The sequence below is a fragment of the Spongiibacter sp. IMCC21906 genome, from assembly GCF_001010805.1.
Lineage (GTDB): Bacteria > Pseudomonadota > Gammaproteobacteria > Pseudomonadales > Spongiibacteraceae > Spongiibacter.
The window spans coordinates 2,292,464-2,311,922 of the sequence record NZ_CP011477.1 but is presented as its reverse complement, the minus strand read 5'-3'; the positions used below and the strand labels follow the sequence as shown (position 1 = coordinate 2,311,922).

Sequence of the window (19,459 nt, the reverse complement as noted above, 5' to 3'; positions counted from 1 at the left end):
CGGTATGCTTAGTCCCGCTTGGGTTCATAACGGTGTCAAACGTGGTGAGCTGGAGGCTGCCAATCGTGGTTTAGCGTATGGCGATGGCCTGTTTGAAACGGTGTTGCTCAAGCGTGGCGAGCCCCTGTGGCTTTCGGAGCATGTAGATCGGCTGGAGAGTGGCTTAAAAGTTATTGGAATACAGCTAGATAGAGGTTTGATTTCATCTGAAATCGAGTCCGAGCTGAGCCGCCACCAGGGCCAGTCTGCGATACTGAAGATTATTGTATATCGAAAAAATACCGGCCGGGGTTATTGTCCCGATACCCATGTTGGGGAGCGTCTACTCATGGTCTCTGCCGGGCCGTCGGAAAACCCCAATTGGCATGGCGGGGTAAAGCTCGCGATATGTCAGACACCATTAGCCACTCAAACCAGATTGGCGGGAGTAAAACATCTTAACCGTCTTGAGCAGGTGTTGGCGGCAAGCGAACTAAAACAGCGGCGGGTTGATGAAGGCTTGATGTTTACCCGAGATGGTAAATTGATTGAGGCCACCAAAAGCAATGTGTTTTTGGTTAATAACAATCGACTGTTGACGCCGGTGCTTGATGAAGCCGGAGTGGCAGGTATTATGCGTGATAAGATTCTGCGCTACGCCGCGACGAACGGGCTACCTGTTGCGCAAACTCGCCTGGGGGTTTCCGACCTTCGAGAGGCTGACGAGGTCTTTGTCTGTAATAGCGTTTTTGGCATTTGGCCGGTAACGGCTATCGAGTGCTATCAAAAAAATATTGGCCCGGTGAGCCGCCAATTACAAAAAGAGTTTGAGGAGTTGTTTCTTGATTAAAGTCTTCCGCGTCGTGTTAGCGGGATTATTGCCTCTTATTCTATTGTTGCTCGTTGGCGCTTGGTACTTAAAAGGTAACTTGACGACAACGTTGAAGATAGAAGATCAAGCCGCCTTCGTCTTGCCGCCTGGTACGGGTTTCTCGGCGATGGTGAATCAGCTGCAAAGCCAAGGTCTAATTGAAAGCGGCTCGGCACTGAAAATTTATGGTCGTTTGTATCCGCCTGCGGCGCAAATTCGCGCTGGTGAATATCGCCTCAATGAGGGCCAGACCGTAGCTGATGCCTTGGCGATGATGCAAGCTGGTGAGGTTGTACGTCATCAGCTGACACTGGTAGAAGGCTGGACTCTTGCACAAGTTATTAAATACCTGGAGCAGCAAGAGAACCTTCAGACGCAAACCTTAGCTGCGGATGCCAGCTTGTGGGCATTGCTGGGGGTGAAAGAGCCTTTGGCAGACTCCCCGGAAGGCTTGTTTTTTCCCGATACCTACGATTTTCATCGGGGCGATTCGCCAGCCTCTATTTTGTTGCGGGCTTACCGCAAAATGTTAAGAGTGCTGGAGGAGGAATGGCAAGCTCGGGATGCGGGCTTACCTTATGAGTCGCCACATCAGGCGCTGGTTATGGCCTCCATCATCGAGAAAGAAACCGGTGTGGCTTACGAACGGGATGCGATTGCTGGTGTTTTTACACGCCGCTTGGCTGCGGGGATGCGCTTGCAAACCGACCCCACGGTCATCTATGGTCTGGGCGCAGATTACCGGGGAAATTTACGGCTGTCGCATTTAAAAGACGACAGCAATCCGTTTAATACGTATCGTCATCACGGCTTGCCACCGACGCCGATTGCGTTGGCGGGACGGGAAGCGATTAATGCCGCCCTGCATCCTGGCGATGGTGATGCCCTGTTTTTTGTTGCCAAAGGCGATGGTACCCATCAGTTCTCGGCAACGCTTAAAGCCCACGAGGCGGCGGTACGGCTCTATCAGTTAAAACGACGTAGCGATTATCGCTCGGCGCCGCCGTCAACAATAAAATCGCCTACACCCAAACCGGCACTGGAAAAATAGAGTATATGAGCCAAAGAGGACTCTTTATTACCGTTGAAGGCACCGAAGGTGTTGGTAAATCCAGCAATATGACGCTGATTTCCCAGTTGCTGGATGCGGCATCTCAAGCCCATGTGCTGAGCCGGGAGCCCGGGGGCACACCGCTTGCCGAAGATATTCGAGGATTGTTGGTGAATCCGCGAGAAGAGCAGGTGGCGACCATGACCGAGCTGCTATTGGTTTTTGCGGCCCGAGCTCAACATTTGCACGGGTTGATTCTTCCCAGGCTTGATCAGGGAGAATGGGTGGTGTGCGATAGATTTACCGATGCCACTTTTGCCTATCAAGGTGCCGCTCGCCAGATGGGCGACGCCACCATTGCCCAGCTTGAAATTCTTGTGCAAGGCGAGTTGCGCCCCGATTTAACGCTGCTGCTGGATGCGCCGGTAGAGGTGGGCATGAGTCGAGCAGGACAGCGCGGCAAGCTGGATCGGTTTGAGCAAGAAAAGCTTACTTTTTTTGAAGACGTTCGCCAGTGTTATTTGCAGCGAGCTGCCGCTGAGCCCTCGCGATTTTGTGTGATAGATGCCAATCGGCCTTTGGTCGAGGTGCAGTCTGATATTCGCGGCATTATCACCCAGTTGATCCAGCAACACAGGGATTCGCATGAGTGAGGCGCTGCTGGCCTATCCTTGGCAAAGTGATTACTGGCAGACTTTAAATGCGCTGCAAGACCAAGATCGCCTGCCCCATGCGATTTTATTGTCAGGTCCAGAAGGAATCGGCAAATACCGGTTTGCCAAGGCATTTGCCGCTTATTTGCTATGTGAGCAGCCCCAAGCGGCGATGGCTTGCGGAAAATGCCAGTCTTGTCTTTGGTGTAAAGACCGGCAGCATCCGGATTTTAAGGCGCTGGAGCCCCCGGAAGGTAAGCGTCAAATTGCTGTCGACCAAGTGAGAGAATTACAGAGCTTTGCTGTGCAGCGGGCTCATCGTGAAGACGGCAAAAAAATTGTTTTAATACATCCGGCCGAGAGTATGAATACCAATGCCGCCAACGCGCTGCTAAAAACCTTAGAAGAACCCGCTGAACAAACTTTACTGCTGTTAGTAAGTCATGCTTCTAGCCGTTTATTACCGACGATTCGTTCACGTTGTCTACAGTATGCTATGAAGGTACCTGATCCGGCTGTAAGTGAGGCGTGGTTGCAGAAAACCATTACTGATTCGGCTGATTTGCACAGGCTAATGCAAGAAAGCAGTGGTCGACCACTGACAGCCTTGGCCTTGTTTGAAAGTGGTGGATTAGAACGGTTTAAAGAGTACGATCAAGCCTTGGCCGCCATGCTTACAGGTAAAACTCATGCTGTTGCCGTGGCAGAGACTTTTGCAGAACACGAGCCCACCGCCGTATTGTCTTGGTGGGTAAGGCGGTTGCAGTTGTTAATCACTCGACTTGTCGGCGCTGACGCCGAGATCCCCGTGCCGTGGGACAGACTAAAGGGCTTGGACCCGGCGGCAATTTTCCCCCGGTTAGACACCGCACAACAAAGCCTTGCCCAATTGCAGCGGGGCGCAGCATTGAATAAACGCTTATTGTTTGAGGGGATTTTGCTGGATTGGCAGCAGTTTTGTCACAATAATGCGTAGCTAGTTATTACTAAGCAAAAGCAGAATACACTTGCGGTAGATTATGGAGTTAAAGGCATGAGTGGTCCACAAAGTGCAAAAAATGGCATTTTATCTTTGACCATCAGAGATAAAGCTGTGCTCTACGCTGCTTACATGCCGTTTATAAAAGATGGCGGCCTGTTTGTGCCCACCACTAAACCTTATAATGTTGGTGATGAGGTGTTTATGCTGTTGAACCTCATGGATGAAACCGAAAAGTTGCCTATTGCCGGTAGGGTCATTTGGATTACCCCCCGAGGGGCCCAAAGTAATCGTGCTGCGGGCATTGGCGTTCAGTTTATTGGTGAAGATAACAGCGCTCACAAAAAAATTGAGGCGTATCTGGCTGGCGTTATTGAATCCGATAAACCGACCCACACAATGTGATTTTTAGAGATCAATTTACAAAAAGTGTAAGCTCTCAGAAATAGCTAAACCCTCAGAAATTCACCCAAATTTACGGACTTCTCATGTTAGTTGACAGTCATTGTCACCTCGATCGTATTAACCTTGACCCCTACGACGGTGATCTAGCCGCAGCGGTAGATGCAGCCGGGCAACGCGGTGTAGATCGTCTGCTCTGTATTGGCATTGATATGGGCAACGCCCCTGATGTGATTGCCATTGCCGAGCGCTTTAACAATATTTATGCCTCGGTGGGGGTGCACCCTTTAGATATTAGTGACGACCTCTGCCCAGAAGATACTTTGCTGAAGCTGGCCGATCACCCGAAAGTTGTGGCGATAGGTGAGACCGGTCTCGATTATTACTACAGTTCGGACAATAAAGCCGCCCAGCAGCAAAGCTTTGCCCGGCATTTAAGAGTATCCGCCCAGTGTGGCAAGCCGATAGTGGTACATACTCGAAATGCACGTGAAGATACCTTGGCACTGATACAGGAACACGGTAACCCCAATGTCGCAGGGGTGTTGCACTGCTTTACCGAAAGCTGGGAAATGGCTGAAGCCGCGATTGAAATGGGTTATTACATTTCTTTCTCAGGCATTATCACCTTTAAAAACGCGGAGGAGCTGCGTGAAGTGGTTCGTCGGGTGCCCATGGAGCGGCTTTTGGTCGAAACCGATTCACCTTATTTGGCGCCGGTGCCTTACCGCGGCAAAAAAAATGAACCCAAATATGTTGTTGAGGTGGCTGAGTGTGTGGCGGAATTAAAAGGTCTGTCCTTTGCGGATGTTGCCAGCCAAACCAGTCGTAACTTTGACCAGCTTTTCCATCTTGGCGCCTAAGCACGCCTCGCTATTTAATTTGGAGATTAACGATTTTGTCTGCTGACTCGTTACTAACAACACCGCTTTGTAATTTGCACCGGGAGCAGGGCGCAAAAATGGTCCCCTTTGCTGGCTATGACATGCCGGTGCAATACCCGTTGGGCGTTTTAAAGGAGCATCAGCACACCCGAGCTGCTGCAGGCTTGTTTGATGTGTCACACATGGGGCAGATTAAAGTGGCGGGCGAGGGGGCTGCAGAGGCCTTGGAAGCCCTCATGCCCATTGATGTGATTGACCTTCCAGTGGGTCGCCAGCGCTATAGTTTGCTGACCAATGATGCCGGTGGCGTGATGGACGATTTGATGGTGGCAAACTGCGATGAATATTTTCATTTAGTGGTTAACGCCGCCTGTAAAACAGCAGATTTCGCTCATCTTAAAGCCAGCTTGCCGAGCCATATTACTTGCGAGATGCTTGATGATCGCGCATTGCTGGCGCTGCAGGGACCGAAAGCACGTGAGGTGCTGTCGCGGTTGGCGGCCGCTGCGGCCACCATGACATTTATGGATACCGCAGACGTAGAGGTGGGGGGCATTCCCTGTTGGGTAAGCTGTTCTGGCTATACCGGCGAAGACGGCTATGAACTTTCGGTGGCAGCAAGCCAAGCAGAGCCACTGGCTAAATTGCTACTAGCCGAGGCGGAGGTTGAATTTATCGGCCTTGGTGCGCGAGATTCGTTACGCCTAGAGGCTGGGCTATGCCTGTATGGTCATGAGCTCAGTGAGGCAATATCACCGATTTCGGCAAATTTACTGTGGGCTATTTCGGTAGTGCGGCGGCCTAATGGTGCTCGTGCGGGTGGCTATCCTGGTAGCGAGGTGATCGCGGCGGATATTGACAACGGCGTATCACGCAAGCGAGTTTTGTTGGATATTGATGGCAAAGCGCCAGTACGTGATGGCTGTCAGTTATTAGATGGCAGTGGCGCGGTGGTTGGTGAGGTATGTAGCGGCGGGTTTGGTCCCAGCGTCGGCAAACCCATCGCCATGGCCTATGTCGATACCGCGGCGTTGGATGCTGCGGAGCCACTTTATGCGGCTGTGCGCAATAAAAAAATACCGGTAAGCCCTCGTAAAAAAGCCTATGTGGCTCAGCGTTATTATCGGGGCTGAATGGGTGTCAGCTTAAATTAGCGAGGCTTAACACAATAAGCTAGGCACATAAATGGAGTGACTGAATGGCTTTTCAGTATGGCATTGTCGAGGGGTTTTACGGTCGTCAATGGACTTGGCCTCAGCGCTTTAGCTTGCCAGAACACATGTTGCAGTGGGGCATTCAGTCGTATGTGTATGCCCCTAAAGGCGATGTCAGCCTGCGTAGCCATTGGCAAGACGCTTTCAGTACAGAACATGTCCAGAATTTATCTCAATTAGCGGCTAACTTTAAGAATGCCAGTTTGTCCTGGGGGCTGGGTTTGTCACCGGTGGGGCTGCAAGCCGAGGTTAAACCTCGTGATATGCACCGCTTGGCTGACAAGCTGCGCAGCATTGCCCAGCTCAAACCGGATAGCCTTTGGGTGTTGTTTGATGACCTTCCTGCGGGCAATCCGCAGCTAGCTGCCAACCAATTACGCGTGGTATCCGCTGTTATTGAACAGTTGCCGGATACTCAGATTGCCGTTTGCCCCAGTTACTACAGTTTTGACCCCATACTCGAAACTCTGTTTGGTCGCCGTCCAGAAGGCTATTTTGAAGATTTGCACCAAGGCTTACCGGCAGAAGTCCAGTTACTGTGGACGGGCAATAAAGTGGTGAGTGATCGTATTACGGCGGAAGATATTCAGTCGGCAACCGAGACCCTCGGCAGAGCCCCGCTGCTGTGGGACAACTATCCCGTTAACGATGGTCGCAAGACCAGCCGTTTCTTACACTTGGCCCCCTTTGCTAATCGCAGTCCTGCGATTCCTGAGCTATGTTCGGGTCATTTTTCAAACCCGATGAACCCGTTTTCGCTAAATGCTTCAGCGCTGTCTACACTAAACCCATCTGTCGGTTTGGCGGCAAATTTGGGGGGGTATACAGGCGTAAATGCAGCTCAGTCAAATAACCGCTATGGGCTGGGAGCTGGGATTTCCCGGTGGCCGAAAGCGTTACAGTCATTGTTGCTGCGTGACTGGCAAATTTTTCAAGAGCAGGGCTTGGACAATATCGCTATCGCAGACAAAAAGGATCTGATCAAACAATACCAAGAAATTGATCATCCTGCTGCGGTGGAGGTTTGCCAGTGGCTAGCAGAAGAATATCGCTTCGACCCCAATTGCCTTACTGAATAATTTCATCGGGTTTTCTCGATGAAAAAATCCACATAAACAGGCCTGTAAAAACTTGCCAACACCATTTTTATAGCGTAGTTTTGTGCCCTATGTTTACACGGTAAACATAGGGCAGGAGTGAGATGGCTGCCACAAACCGTTTAGAGGATAAAAAATGATCTATCAAGGCAAGGCGCTACGCGCATCGTTTTTAGACGATGGAATCGCCGAACTCTGTTTTGACCTTCAAGGCGACTCTGTTAATAAATTTAATCGACTCACGTTACAAGAGCTGGACGAGGCGACTCAGGCCTTGGCGGAAGAGCCCAGTTTAAAAGGCGTGGTGGTCAGCAGCGCCAAACCCGTTTTTATTGTCGGTGCTGATATCACTGAATTTAGTGAAACCTTCAAGCTCAGTGATCCCGAACTGAGAGAGTGGGCTTCTCACGCCAACGGTATTTTTAATCGATTTGAAGATTTGCCTGTGCCCACCGTTGTGGCAATTAACGGCATTGCTCTCGGTGGGGGTTTTGAGATGTGTCTCGCCTGTGATTACCGGGTCATGTCTTCTGCCGCCGTGGTGGGGTTGCCGGAAGTGAAGCTAGGCATTAACCCCGGATTTGGTGGCACAGTACGCTTGCCGCGTTTGATCGGTTGCGACAATGCCATGATGTGGGTGGCCACTGGCGATCAGAAAAAACCGGATGCAGCTCTGAAAGACGGCGGCGTCGATGCGGTTGTTGCCCCTGAGTTACTACACGAAGCGGCGGTAGATTTGCTGAAAGGCTGTATAGCAGGGGAGTTTGACTATCAGGCTCGTCGTGACGAAAAGAAAAGTCCGGTTAAGCTCAACGACATTGAGCGAATGATGTCATTTACCACGGGCAAAGCAATGATCGCTCAACAGGCTGGCAAGAACATGCCCGCGCCAATTACGGCAGCTAAGTCTATGGAGCGTAATGCAACATTTGGCCGTGATGATGCCATTGAGGTGGAAATAGATCATTTTATCAAGCTGGTGCGTACGCCCCAGTCCAATGCCTTGATTGGTATTTTCTTGAACGATCAAGCGGTGAATAAAACGGCAAAATCTTTTGCTAAGTCTGGCGGTGATGTTAATCAAGCTGCGGTGCTGGGTGCGGGAATTATGGGCGGCGGAATTGCCTATCAATCGGCCTATAAAGGCACGCCGATTTTGATGAAGGACATCGCCGAAGAGGGCTTAAATCTGGGCATGAAAGAGGCTGGCAAGCTGTTGTCCAAGCGCGTCTCAAGAGGGCGGATGACGCCCGATAAAATGGCGACGGTACTGGGGAGCATTCGGCCCACATTGGACTACACCGGTTTTGATAAAGTCGATGTGGTTGTGGAGGCAGTGGTCGAAAACCCCAAAGTGAAGCACGCGGTTTTAGCCGAGACCGAAAAGCATATTCGCAAAGATGCCGTGCTGGCATCCAACACTTCTACTATTTCTATCAGCTATCTGGCCCAACCACTTGATAGACCTGAAAATTTCTGCGGGATGCACTTCTTCAATCCGGTGCATGCCATGCCCTTGGTTGAGGTAATTCGCGGTGAAAAAACCAGCGAAGATACCGTTGCTAAAGTTGTTAAATATGCTTTGAAAATGGGTAAAACCCCAATTGTGGTCAATGATTGCCCCGGCTTTTTTGTTAACCGGGTGCTGTTTCCCTATTTTGCGGGCTTCAATATGTTGGTTCGAGATGGGGTGGATTTCCGCCGTATCGATAAAGTCATGGAGCGTTTTGGCATGCCTATGGGGCCAGCGTATCTTATGGATGTGGTGGGAATTGATACCGGCAAGCATGCTGCAGACGTTATGGCAGAAGGCTTTCCAGATCGTATGCAACATGATTTCAAAGGTATTTCCGATCTCATGTATGAGGCCAAGCGTTACGGCCAGAAAAACGGCTTAGGCTTTTATGCTTATCAAGAAGATGCCAAAGGTAAGCCCCGTAAAACAGAAGATGAAACCGCACTGAAAATGGCGGCGGATGCCGCTGAAGCTCACGTAGAAGTCAGCGACGAAGATATTCTCGCGCGAATGATGCTGCCTATGTGTATCGAAACGGTTCGTTGTCTCGACGAAGGCATTGTCAGCTCTGCGGCCGATGCCGATATGGGGCTGGTGATGGGGATTGGCTTCCCGGTGTTCAGAGGCGGAGCGATTCGCTATATCGATCAAATGGGCGTGGCTGCGTTTTGTGACATGGCAGATTGCTATGCCGATTTGGGCGGCCTCTATCAAGCCACCGAGAGTTTGCGAACCATGGCTTCTAATAACAGCAGCTTTTTTAGCTGAGCGGGCGGAGAATAGACATGAGCTATAAACCAACAGATGTAGTCATTATCGATGCGGCCCGTACCCCAATGGGTCGGTCAAAAAACGGGGTGTTTGGCAATGTTCGGGCAGAGAACTTGTCTGCAGCGTTGATCAATGCCTTGCTGGAGCGCAATCCCGGGGTAGACCCAGCGGGGTTTGAAGACTTGATCTGGGGCTGCGTGAACCAGACAAATGAGCAGGGCTGGAATATTGCCCGCATGATTTCATTGATGACAAAACTGCCTCACGAAGTGGCTGCACAAACTGTCAGCCGCCTTTGTGGCTCGTCAATGTCGGCATTGCATACCGCTGCGGCTTCTATTATGAGCGGTCAGGGTGATATGTTCCTGGTCGGTGGTGTCGAGCATATGGGGCATTTGTCGATGAACCACGGCGTTGATCCCAATCCTCAAGCCAGCAAATATGTTGCTAGAGCGGCAGGTATGATGGGCATGACTGCCGAAGCATTGGCGATGATGCATGGCATTGGGCGTGAGCAACAGGATGAGTTTGGTCTGCGTTCCCATAAGCGTGCTGCTGCGGCTCAAGCCAGTGGCGCGTTTGATAATGAAATATTAGCAATGGAAGGTCATGACGAAGAGGGTCGTAAAATCTTGGTCAAGGCCGATACCACCGTGCGAGGGGATACCACCCTTGAAGGTCTTGCCCAATTGCGTCCCGCATTTGATCCAAAAAATGGCACTGTTACCGCTGGTACCAGCTCGCAAATCGCCGACGGCGCCTCTGCGATGATTGTGATGTCTGGTGAAAAGGCGACGGCGCTGGGTTTGCAGCCCCGCGCCAAAGTGAGAGCAATGGCGGTCGCTGGGGTAGACCCATCTATCATGGGGTATGGTCCAGTACCGTCGACGCTCAAAGCATTGAAACGGGTGGGTATGACCATGGACGATATCCAAACCGTTGAACTGAATGAGGCGTTTGCGGCTCAAGCGTTGCCAGTATTGAAAGATCTGAAGCTGTTGGAGCAAATGGACGACAAGGTTAATCTTAATGGCGGCGCCATCGCCCTGGGACATCCTTTTGGTTGCTCTGGTACGCGGATTATCACCACCTTGCTAAATGTGATGGAGCAAAAAGATACCCAGATTGGCTTGGCCACGATGTGTATCGGCATGGGGCAGGGCATTAGTACGGTAATAGAACGGCTGTAATTTTTGGGCCGATCTGCATCTGTATTTAAAAGAGATTTGCAGGTCGGCTTGATCCTCTACTTAGGCTGTGGCACAATCTCGTGCCTCGCGCGGCTGCAAGCAGTGCGATTTTGTATAAGCCGTTCCAATTCAACAGCTTAGGCGGCTTAGTAGTGCGGATGTGGTGAAATTGGTATACACGCCAGATTTAGGTTCTGGTGCCGCAAGGCGTGAGAGTTCGAGTCTCTCCATCCGCACCATTTTCCAAGAATTTTAATAAATAGCTGCATCGCCAATAAAGCTGGAATGACCTATAGCTATTTATTCTGTCAGTTCTGTATTGAGGACCTCCCATGCAAGTCTCCGTTGAAACCACTTCTGGTTTAGAGCGCCGCCTCATTGTCGGTGTTCCGTCTCAACGCGTCGATAGCGCTGTAGACAGTCGTCTGCAAGAAGCCGCTAAAACGGTAAAAATTAACGGCTTTCGTCCAGGCAAAGTGCCGATGAAAGTTATTCGCCAGCGCTACGGCCAGTCAGTGCGTATGGAAGTGCTGGGCGAAGTCATGAATGAGTCTTTCTATGAAGCCATTCAGCAGCAAGGTCTTAAGCCTGCAGGGCGTCCTGATATTGAGCCGAAAAATATGGACGAAGGTAAAGACATCGAATTTGTCGCTACCTTTGAGGTTTTTCCAGAAATTGAAGCCAAGGATTACAGCGGAATTGAAGTAAAAACACCGGTCTCTGAGGTAACCTCCGCTGATCTGGATAAAATGATTGAAAACCTCCGTCAGCAGCGTGCTGACTGGCAGACAGTTGAGCGGGCTGCCGCTACTGGCGATCAGGTAAATATCGACTATAAAGGCACCAAAGACGGTGAAGTCTTTGAGGGTGGCAGTGCCGAAGGCTCTGACTTAGAGCTGGGTTCTGGACGTATGATCCCCGGTTTTGAGGACGGCATCGTCGGCTTGTCTGCAGGTGAAGAAAAGACACTGTCTTTGAGCTTTCCTGATGACTACCACAATGAAGAGCTTAAAGGCGCTGCGGTTGAGTTTGCGATTAAAGTTAACGACGTCAAAGAGAAAAAGCTTCCTGAATTGAACGAAGATTTATTCGAGCAATTTGGTGTAAAAGAGGGTGGTGAAGAGGCTTTCCGCAAAGAAGTTGAAAAAAACATGCTGCGGGAATTGAAAAATGCCACTAAAGCCCGCATTAAAAACCAAGTAATGGAAGGCGTATTGGCCATCCATACAGATGTACAAGTGCCCAAAGCCCTGGTAAGCCAAGAAATTGATGCTCTGCGCAACCAGCAAATGCAGCAGTTTGGCGCCTTGGCTGAACAATTGAATGCCGCTGATATCCTGCCAGACGAGTTGTTTAAAGAAAATGCTGAGCGCCGTGTAAAGCTGGGCTTGATTTTGAATGAGTTGATTACTATTGAAGGTATCAAAGCAGATCAAGATAAAGTGAAGGCGGCTTTGGCTGAAATGGCAGAAAGCTATGAAGACAAAGATGAGATCATCAACTGGTATATGAGTAACCCGCAGCAGCTTCAGCAGATCGAAGCCATGGTGGTAGAAGAGGAAGTAGTAGAAAAACTACTTGAAAAAGCGAAGGTTAGCGAAGAAACTTTAAGCTACGAAGAAGTCTTGTCGCCCCCACAAGAGGAAGACGACGCGTCTTAAACTGAGACCCGCGACGTTCCTCTCGATCAAGCGACTGAACCTCTGGTTCCGTCGCTTGATTTTTTTTGGGCCTTTAATAACGTAGGCTAAGCCTACGCTGCGCGAGAGTGGAGACATATGTCCAATAACAGTTTTGACGGTATGAATAGCAACACAATCACTAACTTGGGATTAATCCCAATGGTAGTTGAGCAAACTGCCCGTGGTGAGCGGTCTTACGATATTTATTCTCGCCTGCTGAAAGAGCGAGTGATTTTTTGCGTAGGCCCGGTCGAAGATCACATGGCCAACCTGATTGTTGCGCAGATGTTGTTTTTGGAATCTGAAAACCCGGATAAAGACATCCATCTTTACATCAACTCCCCGGGCGGCTCAGTAACAGCGGGTTTGTCTATCTATGACACGATGCAGTTCATTAAGCCGGATGTTAGCACCATGTGTATTGGTCAGGCTGCTAGTATGGGGGCGTTTTTGTTAAGTGGTGGCGCCAAAGGCAAGCGTTTTATTGTTCCAAATGCGCGCACCATGATTCATCAGCCCAGCGGTGGTGCACAGGGACAGGCAACGGATATTGATATCCATGCCCGGGAAATTTTAATCATTCGTGAGCGTCTGAATCACCTGATGGCTGAACATACAGGCCAGAGCTACGAGACCATTGCCAGAGACACCGAGCGTGATAATTTCATGAATGCTCAGCAATCCTGTGACTATGGTTTGGTCGATGAAGTGCTGACGCAGCGCGGTTCTGGAGCCTAAGCTCAGCCCTCTGACTTGCAAAAACCGGGTAAAGAGGTCATCTTTACCCCATAGGTGTGCTGTAGCACTGGCGATACTGAACAAGGTGGAAATGCATGAGTAGTAAAAACAGCGGAGACGATAACGGTAAGTTGCTCTACTGTTCCTTCTGTGGCAAAAGCCAGCATGAAGTGCGTAAGCTGATCGCCGGTCCGTCTGTATTCATCTGTGATGAATGTGTGGACCTTTGCAACGATATTATTCGCGAAGAGGTTCAAGAAGCCGCCAGCGAAGGTGGTCGCGAAAAGCTTCCTGTCCCGAAGGAAATTAACGATACGCTAGACCAGTACGTTATTGGCCAAGAGCGCGCCAAAAAAGTGCTTGCGGTTGCGGTATACAACCACTACAAGCGCTTACGTCATGGCGACACTAACAAAGACGGCGTTGAACTAGGCAAGAGTAACATATTGCTGGTTGGTCCCACCGGCAGCGGTAAAACCCTGTTAGCAGAAACCTTGGCGCGTTTACTAGACGTGCCATTCACTATTGCTGACGCTACAACCTTGACTGAAGCGGGTTATGTCGGGGAAGACGTCGAAAACATCATTCAAAAATTGCTGCAAAAATGCGATTACGATGTTGAAAAGGCGCAGATGGGGATTGTTTATATCGATGAAATTGACAAAATTTCTCGTAAATCAGACAACCCATCGATTACCCGCGACGTATCCGGTGAAGGTGTTCAGCAGGCGCTGCTGAAACTGATCGAAGGCACGGTAGCCTCTGTACCACCCCAAGGTGGACGCAAGCACCCGCAGCAGGAATTTTTGCAGGTTGATACCGCAAATATCTTATTTATCTGTGGTGGTGCATTCGCCGGGCTGGACCGTGTTATCCGTGATCGCTCTGAAAAAGGCGGCATTGGTTTTAGCGCCGAAGTGAAGAGCAAAGATGATTCCAGAAACGTTGGCGAAGTGTTGGCAGATGTGGAGCCAGAAGATTTGGTTCGTTACGGTCTTATCCCCGAGTTTGTCGGACGTTTGCCGGTCATTGCCACCCTGGAAGAGCTGGATGTTGATGCCTTGGTAAGCATCCTTACCGAGCCCAAAAATGCCTTGACCAAGCAGTATTCCAAGCTGTTTGAGATGGAAGGTGTCGAGGTTGATTTCAGGGAAGATGGTTTGCGGGCGGTTGCCGAAAAAGCGATGACCCGAAAAACTGGTGCGCGGGGCCTGAGATCCATTCTGGAATCGGTACTGCTTGAAACCATGTATGACCTGCCGTCGATGGACAACGTGAGCAAAGTTGTTGTTGATGACTCGGTTATTCGTGGTGACTCATCGCCTATTTTGGTTTACAGCGAGCAGCAGCGAAAAGCCGCCCCTGAAGACTAATAGGCTGTTTCGTCCCCCAAAAAGCAACGGCGTGATACGCGCCGTTGCTTTTTTGTCAGTTTCTTTACAAGTCAAGTCTTGTTTTTAGCCCCGCAAATCCCCATCTTATTGCTAAGAGTCACCGAAACCTTTTAATTCCGGTGATGCCCTCAGGTTATTAACGAGGCAACGCAATGGCTGATAAGCACGCAACTGTCGAACTTCCCCTTCTTCCCCTGCGAGATGTGGTGGTTTACCCCCACATGGTTATCCCCCTGTTTGTGGGCAGGGATAAGTCAATTCGTGCGCTAGAATTGGCCATGAGCAACGACAAGGAAATTGTCCTCGCGGCGCAGCGCGACCCCGACGTAGATGAGCCAGGCACTGATGATCTTTATGACATTGGCACCGTGGCTAATATTCTCCAATTACTTAAATTGCCTGACGGCACCGTTAAAGTGTTGGTGGAGGGCCATTATCGCGCCCAGCTCCACTCCATTACGGCAGAGGAAGATTACTTTAAGTCGGAAGTAAGCACCCTTGATGCTCAGGAAATTCCTGAGGACGAGTCTGGCGTGATGCTGCGCTCAGCAGTGTCTCAGTTTGAAAAATACATCAACCTCAGTAAAAAAATTCCTGCCGAAGTGCTGACTAGCTTGTCTGGCATTGAAGAACCGGGTCGGCTTGCCGATACCATCGCAGCCCATATGACGATGGCACTGGAGCAAAAGCAAGCTGTACTGGAGATGGTTGACGAGCGAGAACGCCTGGAACATCTGATGGGCTTGATGGAAGCGGAAATTGACCTGTTTCAGGTTGAAAAACGTATCCGTGGTCGCGTCAAAAAGCAGATGGAAAAAAGTCAGCGCGGGTATTACCTCAACGAGCAAATGAAAGCGATACAGCGGGAGCTGGGTGAGTCTGAAGATGGCTCCAATGAGCTGGAAGAGCTTGAGAAACGTGTTGAAAATGCGGGCATGAGCAAAGAGGCTTTAGATAAAGCCAGAGCCGAGATGACCAAGCTCAAGATGATGTCGCCCATGTCTGCAGAAGCGTCTGTGGTGCGAAGCTACATTGATTGGTTGGTGAATATCCCTTGGCAGAAACGTTCGCGAATTAAGCATGATCTGCGACGTGCCGAAGAAGTTTTAAATAAAGATCACTACGGCCTTGAGGAAGTGAAAGATCGTATCCTTGAGTATTTGGCTGTCCAGAAACGCGTAAAAAAGTCCAAGGGGCCTGTGTTGTGTTTGGTAGGTCCTCCTGGGGTTGGTAAAACCTCGTTAGGTGAGTCTATCGCCCGTGCCACCAATCGTAAATTTGTTCGTATGGCCCTTGGTGGGGTACGTGACGAAGCTGAAATTCGTGGTCACCGCCGAACTTACATTGGTTCTATGCCGGGTAAGGTTGTGCAAAAAATGTCCAAAGCCGGGGTGAAAAATCCCTTATTTTTGTTGGATGAAATCGACAAAATGGGCATGGATCATCGCGGTGATCCGTCTTCTGCCATGCTGGAAGTATTAGACCCGGAGCAAAATCACGCTTTTAACGATCATTATTTGGAAGTGGATTATGACCTTTCAGATGTGATGTTTGTGTGTACGTCAAACTCTCTGAATATTCCAGCCCCCTTGCTTGACCGTATGGAGCTGATCCGTATTCCTGGTTATACCGAAGACGAGAAAGTTAATATTGCTCGCCGTTATCTGATTCCCAAACAGTTGAAAAACAATGGGCTTAAGGCGCAAGAAGCGGCTATCGATGATGACGTTTTAAAAGATATTGTGCGTTTTTACACCCGCGAAGCCGGGGTGCGAAGTCTTGAGCGAGAAGTGGCAAAAATTTGCCGGAAAATTGTCAAAAATGTCGCGCTTAGCGATGACAAAACGCCGGTCAATGTTACGTCTGCGAACCTCGAAGATTACTTAGGTGTGCGGCGCTTCTCGTATGGTAAAGCCGAAGAGGAGAATAAAATTGGCCAGGTTACTGGTCTTGCATGGACTCAAGTGGGTGGCGAGCTACTGACGATTGAAGCTGTGTCTGTGGTCGGTAAAGGCCGTCATATCAAAACAGGCTCGCTCGGCGATGTAATGCAAGAGTCTATTCAGGCGGCGATGACGGTGGTGAGAAGCCGATCTAAGCGTTTGGGTATTGCTGCGCAATACCATGAAAAACATGATATCCACATTCATATGCCAGAAGGCGCCACGCCAAAAGATGGGCCTTCTGCAGGTATTGGGATGTGCACAGCGCTGGTATCCGTTATTACCGGTATTGCGGTTCGCTCAGATGTTGCCATGACAGGTGAAATTACTTTGCGTGGGCAAGTGCTGGCCATTGGTGGTCTGAAAGAGAAATTGTTAGCGGCCCACCGGGGTGGCATTAAAACTGTCATCATTCCGGCCGAGAACGAACGTGATCTGAAAGAAATTCCAGATAATATTAAGGCCGATCTTGTGATCAAACCTGTTAAGTGGATAGATGAGGTTTTAGATATCGCGCTTGAGCGGGTGCCTGAAGAAATTTCTGAGGATGCCTACTTGGCAGGAATCTCCAGTTCTGATAAGGCTTCCGAGGGAAATGACGATAAATCACAAGGACTTCGTCCAAGTGCTCATTAAGGTTGAGAGATTCCTTGACCGCCTCCGATGCAGTTGGTATAAATCCTTCTCTTCGTCAGGCGGTCCGGGGTTTTCAATCTAGACGGTCTGACCGTTGCCATCAAGAAATTAAAGTGTTTCATAACAATTCGAAGGGGAAGGATAAGTGAACAAATCTGAACTAATCGACGCCATTGCAGAGTCAGCAGACCTGTCCAAGGCTTCAGCCGGTCGCGCTCTGGATGCAGCTGTAGAAGCTATCACTGGTGCACTAAAAAGTGACGACTCAGTATCTTTAGTAGGCTTTGGCACTTTCAGCATCAAAGCACGTGCAGCTCGCACAGGTCGCAATCCTCAAACTGGTGCTCCCATTGAGATCGCTGCTGCCAATATCCCTAGCTTCAAAGCGGGTAAAGCACTGAAAGACGCGTGTAACTAAGTCCAAATTAGCGGACTTTCATAAGAAGAGCATCGCTGAAAAGCAAGTTCTCTGATCGAAGGCGCATCCGTGAGATGCGCTTTTTTTTTATTAAACCGGGTTAACCATCAATGCTGCAAAACATCCGCAATAATATCCAAGGAATGGCCGCAAAAGTTATTATTGCCATCATCGTTGTTCCTTTTGCGTTCTTCGGTATCGACAGCTTATTTCAGAGCAGCGGGCCAAAAGCCGTCGCTGAAATCAATGGCGAAGACATTTCTGAAGCAGAACTGGCCCAAGCGCTAACAATGCAAAAACGTCGCTTGATCGGCATGATGGGAGATCAAATCGACCCCACTATGCTTGATGACGCAGTGCTTCGTAAGCCGGCATTAAATACCCTGATTAAGCAGGAGTTAATGCTGCAAACTGCGGAAAATTCAAACATCGTTATTTCCAAAGAGCAGCTCAATGCCACTATTGCGAGCATGCCTCAGTTTCATGAGTCAGGCCGATTCTCACAAGCGCGTTATGAGCAAGTGCTGCGCATGCAAGGTTATAGCAGCGCCATGTTCAAGCAGCTTTTGCGCTCGGATCTCACCATTCAGCAGCTTTCAAATGGCCTTGCAGGTTCGGCTTTTGTTACCGAGGCGCAATTGTCACGCTTGGTTGAAGTCTTGCATGAAACCCGTGATTACCAATTCATTCCAGTACCGTTTGCTTCTTTCGAAGACAGTGTAGAAGTCAGTTCGGAAGAGATTCAAAGCTTTTATGAAAGCGCGCCAGAGAAGTTTCAAAGCGAAGAAAAAGTTCGCGTATCTTATTTGGAACTAAAAGAATCCCAGTTTTATAAACCGGTAGCCGAAGAACAGGTTCAGGCAGAATATCAGCGTATGATCGCTGGTCTAGAGCAAGAAACAGAAAGAGAAGCCGGTCATATATTGGTTGAAATTAATGATGACCGTAGCCGAGAAGAGGCCGAAGAGGTGCTTAATGACGTGAAACGTCAATTGGCAGGTGGTGCTGATTTTACTGCGCTGGCCAACAAGTATTCGGATGATGCAGGTTCTGCTAAACAGGGCGGAACGCTGGGCTTCACGACGGGCGATAGCTTTCCTGTTGAATTTGAAGATGCTTTGTCCCAGTTAGACGAGGGAGACGTTTCCGATATAGTAGAAACAGATGCAGGCCTGCATTTGATTAAATTACTTAGCATTCGCCAGCCAAAATTACCTAGCTTAGAAGAGTCGCGTGGTGAAATCACGGAGCGTTTACGTGAGCAAAAAGCAAAACCTGAACTGGTTGCGGCCGTAGAGGAATTACGCGATTTGGTTTTTAACGCAGAAGGTTTGCAGATGCCTGCAGAGCGAATGGGCTTGGAAATAAAGCAAAGTGAACTGTTAAGTCGCAGCGATGAGAGCGAGATTTTCGCTAATAACGCAGTGAGGCAGGCTGCCTTTGATAGCCGTTTGCGCAAAGATGACTTAAACAGCGAGGTATTTGAGCTCTCGCCTGAACACTACATCGTCATTCATGTCGAAGACTACGCTGAACCTGAAACCTTACCGCTAAGCGAGGTTCAAGGTGGTATTGTCGAGGCTTTGCGCAGCAAAAAAACTCGAGAAATGGCGTTAAGCAAGGCTAAAGAACTAGCAGCTCAGCTTCGAGATGGTAAACGTGCTGAAACTGCGGCCAAAGAGGCAGGATTAAAGTGGGAAGCGATTGCGGCAGGGAAGCGTTCAGCAAACAACGTCGAAATGCCGGTACGCGATAAAGCCTTTGCTTTGCCTCAGCCCGAAAACGGCCCGAGCGTTGGCTACGTACAAAATGAAGAGTCCTATGTCGTTATTCAGGTTAATGCCGTTACCTTAGGTGATGTCGCCACGTTGGATAAAGCCGCATTAAATGCGAGCAAGCAAGGGTTGTATAAGCAACAAATGGGACAAGATTTTTCGTCTTATTTTAATACCTTGTGGACGAATTCAGATATAGAGATCCGCTGATAAAACGCGCTGCTGCTTTCGGCGGCGCGTACTTTTATAACAATAAACAAGTAGTA

The 19,459-nt window shown here is 49.5% G+C and carries 16 protein-coding genes and 1 tRNA gene; all 17 read left to right on the top strand.

Annotated features, from left to right (window positions below; genetic code table 11):
* The first annotated feature begins 4 nt into the window (after window positions 1–4).
* The 17 genes from pabC (at window position 5) to IMCC21906_RS10545 (ending at window position 19,403) form a co-directional block, all read left to right on the top strand.
* Entirely contained in the window at window positions 5–829 is an 825-nt protein-coding gene (gene pabC, locus IMCC21906_RS10625) for an aminodeoxychorismate lyase (RefSeq protein ID WP_047012148.1), read from the top strand.
* Window positions 822–1,901, top strand: a complete 1,080-nt coding sequence (gene mltG / locus IMCC21906_RS10620; protein WP_052763493.1) for an endolytic transglycosylase MltG — start codon at window positions 822–824, stop codon at window positions 1,899–1,901. The genes pabC and mltG overlap by 8 nt, the downstream gene beginning before the upstream one ends.
* A 5-nt stretch (window positions 1,902–1,906) precedes the next feature.
* Window positions 1,907–2,554 (top strand): dTMP kinase, encoded by a 648-nt coding sequence (tmk, locus tag IMCC21906_RS10615; protein WP_047012147.1) that lies wholly within the window; start codon window positions 1,907–1,909, stop codon window positions 2,552–2,554.
* On the top strand, window positions 2,547–3,530 hold the full coding sequence (locus IMCC21906_RS10610; protein WP_047012146.1) for a DNA polymerase III subunit delta': 984 nt from the start codon (window positions 2,547–2,549) through the stop codon (window positions 3,528–3,530). The genes tmk and IMCC21906_RS10610 overlap by 8 nt, the downstream gene beginning before the upstream one ends.
* 57 nt (window positions 3,531–3,587) lie before the next feature.
* Complete coding sequence (locus IMCC21906_RS10605; RefSeq protein ID WP_047012145.1) at window positions 3,588–3,938, top strand: PilZ domain-containing protein; 351 nt, start codon at window positions 3,588–3,590, stop codon at window positions 3,936–3,938.
* 83 nt (window positions 3,939–4,021) lie between these two features.
* Window positions 4,022–4,798 (top strand): TatD family hydrolase, encoded by a 777-nt coding sequence (locus IMCC21906_RS10600; protein ID WP_047012144.1) that lies wholly within the window; start codon window positions 4,022–4,024, stop codon window positions 4,796–4,798.
* 35 nt (window positions 4,799–4,833) lie between these two features.
* Entirely contained in the window at window positions 4,834–5,952 is a 1,119-nt protein-coding gene (gene gcvT, locus IMCC21906_RS10595; RefSeq protein ID WP_047012143.1) for a glycine cleavage system aminomethyltransferase GcvT, read from the top strand.
* A gap of 65 nt (window positions 5,953–6,017) precedes the next feature.
* Entirely contained in the window at window positions 6,018–7,112 is a 1,095-nt protein-coding gene (locus IMCC21906_RS10590; protein ID WP_047012142.1) for a beta-N-acetylglucosaminidase domain-containing protein, read from the top strand.
* A 154-nt stretch (window positions 7,113–7,266) separates the two neighbouring features.
* Entirely contained in the window at window positions 7,267–9,414 is a 2,148-nt protein-coding gene (gene fadB, locus IMCC21906_RS10585) for a fatty acid oxidation complex subunit alpha FadB (protein ID WP_047012141.1), read from the top strand.
* A 17-nt stretch (window positions 9,415–9,431) separates the two neighbouring features.
* Window positions 9,432–10,607: an acetyl-CoA C-acyltransferase FadA gene (gene fadA, locus IMCC21906_RS10580; RefSeq protein ID WP_047012140.1), complete on the top strand. Its 1,176-nt coding sequence runs from the start codon at window positions 9,432–9,434 to the stop codon at window positions 10,605–10,607.
* 154 nt (window positions 10,608–10,761) lie between these two features.
* Window positions 10,762–10,846: transfer RNA gene (locus IMCC21906_RS10575), tRNA-Leu, on the top strand.
* Window positions 10,847–10,939: 93 nt separating this feature from the next.
* Window positions 10,940–12,268 carry a trigger factor gene (gene tig, locus IMCC21906_RS10570; protein ID WP_047012139.1) on the top strand — a complete coding sequence of 443 codons (1,329 nt, stop codon included), beginning with the start codon at window positions 10,940–10,942 and terminating at the stop codon, window positions 12,266–12,268.
* Window positions 12,269–12,385: 117 nt separating this feature from the next.
* Window positions 12,386–13,027 (top strand): ATP-dependent Clp endopeptidase proteolytic subunit ClpP, encoded by a 642-nt coding sequence (clpP, locus tag IMCC21906_RS10565; protein ID WP_047012138.1) that lies wholly within the window; start codon window positions 12,386–12,388, stop codon window positions 13,025–13,027.
* A 95-nt stretch (window positions 13,028–13,122) separates the two neighbouring features.
* On the top strand, window positions 13,123–14,400 hold the full coding sequence (gene clpX / locus IMCC21906_RS10560) for an ATP-dependent Clp protease ATP-binding subunit ClpX (protein WP_047012137.1): 1,278 nt from the start codon (window positions 13,123–13,125) through the stop codon (window positions 14,398–14,400).
* Between the two features lie 173 nt (window positions 14,401–14,573).
* Entirely contained in the window at window positions 14,574–17,000 is a 2,427-nt protein-coding gene (gene lon, locus IMCC21906_RS10555; RefSeq protein WP_047012136.1) for an endopeptidase La, read from the top strand.
* 145 nt (window positions 17,001–17,145) lie between these two features.
* Window positions 17,146–17,418: an HU family DNA-binding protein gene (locus IMCC21906_RS10550; RefSeq protein ID WP_047012135.1), complete on the top strand. Its 273-nt coding sequence runs from the start codon at window positions 17,146–17,148 to the stop codon at window positions 17,416–17,418.
* 110 nt (window positions 17,419–17,528) lie between these two features.
* Complete coding sequence (locus tag IMCC21906_RS10545; RefSeq protein ID WP_047012134.1) at window positions 17,529–19,403, top strand: SurA N-terminal domain-containing protein; 1,875 nt, start codon at window positions 17,529–17,531, stop codon at window positions 19,401–19,403.
* The last annotated feature ends 56 nt before the right edge of the window (window positions 19,404–19,459 follow it).